Genomic DNA, 5366 nt, shown 5'->3' with positions numbered 1-5366 from the left:
CGACCGCACCGGACCCCGCCGACGGCCCCGCACCACGCCCCCTGGAGACTCCGCAGCCCGCATGCGCCGCCAACCAAAAACGCCTCCAGTGGACCCGTGCCCCGCCCCGCCGAAGAAGCCCACGCCCACCCCGTCCCGACCAGGCAGTCGCCATGACGGCGGGACACCACCACCGACTTCCAGGGCAGCCCCGGCACGACAGCCACCGCACCGGACCCCGCCGACCGCCCCGCACTACAAACCCGTAGAAGTCCCGCAGATCAAGCGCGCCCCCGGCCGACCGAGGCCGCCGTCCACACGAACCGCACACCGGAGAAGCCCCCCCCCGCCGACCACACCACTCCCCATCGACCACCCGGCACCGCACACCCACAAGAATCCCGCACATCAAGAAGGAGACGGCGATGTACTTTCTTGAACCCGAGCGCGCGGTACTGAACCAGTTCCTGCCCGGGCTCGACGACCGGCTCGCCGCGCTGCCGCAACGGGAACGGGAACGTCCGGGCGGCCCCGCGCTGCCCCTGTTCAAGGAAGCCGGCGGCCCCGCGCTGCTGGTGCCGGCGGCGCACCGCGGACTCGGCATCGGTGCCGAGGACGCCGTGTCCTTGCAGCGGGCGGTCGGGGCGCGCAGCCCGTCGCTGGCGGTGGCCACCACCATGCACCACCTGTCGGTGGCCGGGCTCGTCCAGGCGTACGAGGTCGCGCAGGGCATGGAGTGGATGCTGCTGGAGGCCGTGGCCGACCAACGGCTGCTGGTCGCGTCCGGCTTCGCCGAGGGCCGGCCGGGACAGTCGATCCTCGACTCCTCCATCAAGGCGTACCAGGACGGCGACGACGTCGTGCTCAACGGCGCCAAGAAGCCGTGCAGTCTGTCGGCGTCGATGGACCTGCTGAGCGTGTCGGTGACCCTCGACGGCGATAAGGGCCCGGAACTCGCCGTGGCCGTGGTCCCCGCCGCGACACCCGGCATCTCCGTGCACCCGTTCTGGGGCAGCTTCGTCCTCGCCGGCGCTGAGAGCGACGAGGTCCGGCTGCGGGACGTACGGGTCCCACCGGATCTCGTGATCCGCACCGGGCTCGGCGAGGACCGCACGCTGGACCCCGTCCAGACCGTCGGCTTCGTGTGGTTCGAGCTGCTGATGGCCGCGTCGTATCTCGGAATGGCCGGCGCGCTCGCCGAGCGCGTGCTCCTGGCGAAACGGGCGAGCGCGGCCGAACGGGCCTCGATCCTGGTCGAGTTGGAGTCCGCCATGAGCGGCATCCGCGGTGCCGCCGCCGAGGTGGACTCGGGCCGGCCGCTCGGTCAGGACGATCTTCTCCGCGCGCTGGTCTGCCGTTTCTCGACGCAGGACACCATCGACCGGGTGGTACCGCGCTGTCTGGAGGCGCTGGGCGGCATGGAGTACGTCTCCACCGACGACACCGCGTATCTCGCGGCGTGCTCGGCGGCCCTGAAGTTCCATCCGCCGTCGCGCGGATGGGCGGCCGAGGGCATCTGCGCCGCCTTCGCGGGAGGCCCGCTGGTGCTGGGCTGACCACGACATCCGACGTATCGACACACACCGAGGGAGAACCCGCATGACCTGCCACGTACACATCGAGGCGATCGTCCCCAACGGCGACGCCACCCACGTCTTCGACCGGGTCCAGGACTACGAGCGGTACACCGAGTACACGGACACGGTGCGGTCCGTCACCGTGACGCCCGACGGGGCCGGCGCCGTGGAGTCCGCGTGGGAGGTGCACTTCCGCAGCGGTCTGCTGCGGTGGACCGAGCGGGACGTCATGGATCCCGTCGCCCGGCGGATCACCTTCGACCAACTCACCGGCGACTTCGCCAGTTTCGTCGGCCAATGGGACATCACCCAGGTCGGCGAGGACGCGAGCGTGCTGTTCACCTGCGAGTTCGACCTGGGCATCCCCAGCCTGGAGCCGATCATCAACCCGGTCGCGATGCGAGCCCTGGACGAGAGCATGGGCCTGATCCTGCGCGGCCTCCTGGGCGAGGACATCCGCCTCACCGGCAGCCGCCGCGACACGGCCACCGCCGCTCGCTGACCACCCGGACACCCAACTCCCTCGCCGCCGAACAGACTTCAACACCTTCTTCCGTACGACCCCCGTGCCGCCGACAACCTCGAGGAGCGCCCCGTGGACAAACGCCGGACCGTCGTGCTCGACCCCTACGGCAAGGCCGTCCCCGCGGAGGCCGCCCGGCTGCGCGCGCTCGGCGCCGTCGTGCCGGTGGAACTGCCCGGCGGCGTCCCCGCCTGGGCCGTCACCCGGTACGAGCTGCTGAAGTCACTGATGCTCGACCCCCGCGTGAGCAGGGACGCCCGCCGGCACTGGTCCCTGTACGACAAGGTCGCGGGCCAACCGGAGTGGGCGTGGCTCTACAGCTGGACCAGCATCGTCAACATGCTCAGCTCCTACGGCGAGGACCACACCCGGCTGCGCAAGCTCGTCGCCCCGAGCTTCACCCGGCATCGCACGGAGGCCATGCTCCCCCGGGTGCGGGAGATCACCGCGGGTCTGCTCGACGCGATGGCGGAGACACCGGCGGGCCAAGTCGTCGATCTGCGGGCGGAGTTCGCGCATCCGTTGCCCATGCGGATGATCTGCGATCTGTTCGGCGTGCCCGAGCGGATGCGGGCCGCGGTCGCGCGGCTCATCGAGGGGATCATGGACACCACCGGGACCCCGGAGCAGGCCGCGGACGTCCTCGAACAGATCGTGACCGTGCTGCCGGCGCTGATAGCGGAGAAGAGCGAGCACCCCGGCGACGACCTGACCACCGAGCTGATCACGGTCCGCGACGAGGGCGACCAGCTCTCCGAGGAGGAGCTGATCCACACCCTGCTCCTCGTCATCGGCGCCGGTTTCGAGACGACCGTCAACCTGATCGGCAACGCCGTCCACGCCCTGCTCCGCCACCCCGACCAGCTCAAGCGGGTGCTCGCCGGGCACCTGACCTGGGACCAGGTCGTCCAGGAGACGCTGCGCTGGGCGCCGTCCATCGCGAACGTGCCGTTGCGCTACGCGGTCACCGACATCACGACACCGGACGGTACGACGATCCGCGCCGGGGAGGCCATCCTCACGACCATCGCCGCGGCGGGACACGACCCGGAGCGCTTCGGCCCCGACGCCCACCTCTTCGACGTGGCGCGGAACGCGGACGGGCATCTCGCCCTGGGCATCGGAGTGCACCGCTGTGTGGGCGCCCCGCTGGCCCGTATGGAGACACTGACCGCCCTCCCCGCACTCTTCGAACGCTTCCCGGACATCGCCCTGGCGGTGCCGGAGGGCGACCTGGAACAGGTCCCGTCCTTCATCGCCCAGGGCTGGCGCGAACTGCCGGTCCGGCTCACCCCGGCCACCCTCGAGAACCCCACCTCGCAAGCAGCCTCCCCGATGTGAAAATGGCGGGAGCGCAAGCGACGAGGGAGACGCCATGAACGCCGTGGGACAGCCGCCGGCACAGCCGTTCGGGTCGTACCAGAACGAGATCTACCTGAACGGGCTCGGCGGCATCGTGCCCTCCTACCCCATGGCCTTCGCGGAGTTGGAGGACCGGGCGCGCGCCGCGCTGCCGCCCTCCGTGTGGTCCTACGTCGCGGGCGGCGCCGGCGACGAACGCACCCAGCGGGCCAACGTGACCGCCTTCGACCACTGGGGACTGGTCCCCCGTATGTTCGTCGGCGCGGCCGAACGCGACCTGTCCGTGGACCTGTTCGGGATGCGGCTGCCCTCCCCCGTGTTCATGGCACCGATCGGCGTCATCGGCCTGTGCGCCCAGGACGGCCACGGCGACCTGGCGACCGCACGGGCCGCCGCGCGCACCGGCGTACCGATGGTCGCCTCGACGCTCACGGTCGACCCGCTGGAGGAGGTCGCCGCCGAGTCCGGGGACACCCCGGGCCTCTTCCAGCTCTACACGCCCACCGACCGGGACCTCGCCGCGAGCCTCGTGCACCGCGCGGAACAGGCCGGGTACCAGGGCATCGTGGTCACCCTCGACACCTGGGTCACCGGCTGGCGCCCGCGCGACCTCTCCACCGCCAACTTCCCCCAGCTGCGCGGCCATTGCCTCGCCAACTACACGAGCGACCCGGTCTTCCGCGCCCGCCTCGCCCGCACCCCGGAGGAGGACCCGCAGTCCGCGGTCCTGCTCTGGACCCAGCTCTTCGGCAACCCGCTCACCTGGAACGACCTCCCCTGGCTGCGCTCCCTCACCGACCTCCCCCTGATCGTGAAGGGCGTCTGCCACCCCGAGGACGTACGCCGGGCCAGGGACGGAGGCGTGGACGGCGTCTACTGCTCCAACCACGGCGGCCGCCAGGCCAACGGCGGCCTCCCCGCCCTCGACGCGCTCCCCGCCGTGGTCGAGGCGGCGGACGGCCTCCCGGTCCTCTTCGACTCCGGCATCCGCAGCGGCGCGGACATCGTCAAGGCGATAGCCCTGGGCGCGACAGCCGTGGGCATCGGCCGCCCGTACGCCTACGGCCTGGCCCTCGGCGGCACGGACGGCATCGTCCACGTCCTGCGCTCGCTCCTCGCGGAGACCGACCTGATCATGGCCGTCGACGGCTACCCGACCCTCGCCGACCTCACGAAGGACGCACTCCAGCGCGTCGTATGACAGCCGCGTCCGGACGGACGGCGGTCGGCGGCTCCCGCACGACCTCCTCGCGTACGGCGCCACGGGCCAACCGCCCGGCCCCCACCGCCGGCACCCGCAGGATCCGCCGCGTCCGTGTGCGGTGGGTGAGCCGACCGGGAGGAGCCCCGCAGGTCCGTCCGGCGCCCGCAAAGAGGGAGACAGAGGGCCGGCGCTCGGTCAGCCGGTCCGGCGGATGAGGGCCAGATACATCGCGTCCGTGCCGTGCAGATGCGGCCACAGCTGTAGGTCGGGCCCCGGGCCGAGTGCCGGTACGTCCGGCAGGAGCGGGCGGGCGTCGATGAGTTCGGTGGCCGGGTACTGCTTGAGGATGTCGTCGACGACGGCCCGGGTCTCGGCGAGGTGCGGTGAGCAGGTGGCGTAGCCGACGACCCCGCCGACGCGCACGGATTCGAGGGCGGTGCGCAGCAGGTCGCGCTGGAGCGGCGCGAAGCCTTCGAGGTCCTCCGGGCGGCGGCGCCAGCGGGCCTCGGGCCGGCGGCGCAGCGCGCCGAGTCCGGTGCAGGGCACGTCCATCAGGACCCGGTCGAAGCTGCCGGGACGCCACGGCGGCCGGGTCCCGTCGGCGGCGATGACCTGGTAGGGGCCGGGGTTCCCGGCGAGCGCCTTCGCCACCAGGCCCGCGCGGTGCGGCAGCTTCTCGGAGGCGAGGAGCGTCGCCCCGCGCTCGGCGGCCACCGCGGCG

4 protein-coding genes and 1 pseudogene are annotated in these 5366 nt (G+C 72.2%); 4 read left to right on the top strand and 1 reads right to left on the bottom strand.

The window, feature by feature from the left end; translation table 11 throughout:
• Window positions 1-404 precede the first annotated feature (404 nt).
• From JHN63_RS48310 to JHN63_RS48295, 4 genes are all read left to right on the top strand, one after another.
• Window positions 405-1535 carry an acyl-CoA dehydrogenase family protein gene (locus JHN63_RS48310; RefSeq protein WP_200691492.1) on the top strand — a complete coding sequence of 377 codons (1131 nt, stop codon included), beginning with the start codon at window positions 405-407 and terminating at the stop codon, window positions 1533-1535.
• A 43-nt stretch (window positions 1536-1578) separates the two neighbouring features.
• Window positions 1579-2058 (top strand): type II toxin-antitoxin system RatA family toxin, encoded by a 480-nt coding sequence (locus tag JHN63_RS48305; RefSeq protein WP_200691491.1) that lies wholly within the window; start codon window positions 1579-1581, stop codon window positions 2056-2058.
• Window positions 2059-2151: 93 nt separating this feature from the next.
• Complete coding sequence (locus tag JHN63_RS48300) at window positions 2152-3420, top strand: cytochrome P450 (protein WP_200691490.1); 1269 nt, start codon at window positions 2152-2154, stop codon at window positions 3418-3420.
• A 34-nt stretch (window positions 3421-3454) separates the two neighbouring features.
• Complete coding sequence (locus JHN63_RS48295) at window positions 3455-4642, top strand: alpha-hydroxy-acid oxidizing protein (protein WP_200691489.1); 1188 nt, start codon at window positions 3455-3457, stop codon at window positions 4640-4642.
• 198 nt (window positions 4643-4840) lie between these two features.
• On the opposite strand, the pseudogene JHN63_RS48290 reads toward JHN63_RS48295, so the two are convergent.
• A pseudogene (locus JHN63_RS48290) lies at window positions 4841-5366 on the bottom strand (rRNA cytosine-C5-methyltransferase); the annotation flags it as partial.

The organism is Streptomyces sp. MBT65 (genome assembly GCF_016612545.1).
Lineage (GTDB): Bacteria > Actinomycetota > Actinomycetes > Streptomycetales > Streptomycetaceae > Streptomyces.
The sequence above is the reverse complement of the archived record's forward strand: the minus strand, read 5'-3'. Positions and strand labels throughout refer to the sequence as shown.